The sequence below is a fragment of the Geomicrobium sp. JSM 1781026 genome, from assembly GCF_041949955.1.
In the GTDB taxonomy this organism is placed as follows: Bacteria; Bacillota; Bacilli; order Bacillales; family Marinococcaceae; genus Geomicrobium_A.
Genome location: NZ_JBHFQF010000025.1, coordinates 1 through 1,726, shown reverse-complemented (window position 1 = coordinate 1,726; position 1,726 = coordinate 1). Strand labels below are relative to the sequence as shown.

At 54.5% G+C, this 1,726-nt stretch carries 1 rRNA gene; it reads right to left on the bottom strand.

The features are described from left to right. Positions 1-58 precede the first annotated feature (58 nt). A 16S ribosomal RNA gene (locus tag ACE1TF_RS20390) occupies positions 59-1,609 on the bottom strand. Positions 1,610-1,726: the final 117 nt, after the last annotated feature.

Below are 1,726 nucleotides of genomic sequence, written 5' to 3'. Positions count from 1 at the left end.
CTCTCGTAAGAGAGGGCGTATCTTATCTCTTCCGCTCAGGAAGAGTAAGTCTCCATAGAAAGGAGGTGATCCATCCCCACCTTCCGGTAGGGATACCTTGTTACGACTTCACCCCAATCACCGGCCCCACCTTCGGCGGCTGGCTCCATAAAGGTTGCCTCACCGACTTCGGGTGTTGCTGGCTCTCGTGGTGTGACGGGCGGTGTGTACAAGGCCCGGGAACGTATTCACCGCGGCATGCTGATCCGCGATTACTAGCGATTCCAGCTTCATGTAGCCGAGTTGCAGCCTACAATCCGAACTGAGAACGGCTTTTTAGGATTGGCTCCACCTCGCGGCTTCGCTTCCCGTTGTACCGTCCATTGTAGCACGTGTGTAGCCCAGGTCATAAGGGGCATGATGATTTGACGTCATCCCCGCCTTCCTCCGGTTTGTCACCGGCAGTCACCTTAGAGTGCCCAACTGAATGCTGGCAACTAAGATCAAGGGTTGCGCTCGTTGCGGGACTTAACCCAACATCTCACGACACGAGCTGACGACAACCATGCACCACCTGTCACTTTGTCCCCGAAGGGAAAACTCTATCTCTAGAGCGATCAAAGGATGTCAAGACCTGGTAAGGTTCTTCGCGTTGCGTCGAATTAAACCACATGCTCCACCGCTTGTGCGGGCCCCCGTCAATTCCTTTGAGTTTCAACCTTGCGGTCGTACTCCCCAGGCGGAGTGCTTAATGCGTTTGCTTCGGCACTACGGGTATCGAAACCCCTAACACCTAGCACTCAACGTTTACGGCGTGGACTACCAGGGTATCTAATCCTGTTCGCTCCCCACGCTTTCGCACCTCAGCGTCAGTTACAGACCAGAGAGTCGCCTTCGCCACTGGTGTTCCTCCACATATCTACGCATTTCACCGCTACACGTGGAATTCCACTCTCCTCTTCTGCACTCAAGTTCAACAGTTTCCAATGCCATTCTGTGGTTGAGCCACAGCCTTTCACATCAGACTTAATGAACCGCCTGCGTGCCCTTTACGCCCAATAATTCCGGACAACGCTCGCCACCTACGTATTACCGCGGCTGCTGGCACGTAGTTAGCCGTGGCTTTCTGGTGAGGTACCGTCACATCCGAGGCATTGCCTCCTCGAACTGTTCTTCCCTCACAACAGAGCTTTACGATCCGAAAACCTTCATCACTCACGCGGCATTGCACCGTCAGGCTTTCGCCCATTGCGGATGATTCCCTACTGCTGCCTCCCGTAGGAGTCTGGACCGTGTCTCAGTTCCAGTGTGGCCGATCACCCTCTCAGGTCGGCTACGCATCGTCGCCTTGGTGAGCCCTTACCTCACCAACTAGCTAATGCGCCGCGGGCCCCTCCAACAGTGACGGCCGAAACCGCCTTTCCTCTTTCTGCCAGGTGACAAAAAGAGCCTATCCGGTATTAGCTCCGGTTTCCCGGAGTTATCCCAGTCTGTTGGGCAGGTTGCCCACGTGTTACTCACCCGTCCGCCGCTGACCCATTGAGGTGCAAGCACCTCGGGTCCGCTCGACTTGCATGTATTAGGCATGCCGCCAGCGTTCGTCCTGAGCCAGGATCAAACTCTCCATTGAAAGTGTTCCTTTTTTCGTCAGCACGGGGGTGCCAACGAGGCTCGTGCTTCTTTAATAGAAGCGCTAGCTTTTATTGCTTTAATTCGCTTATCTTTCATTCAGTTTTCAAAGGGCAAT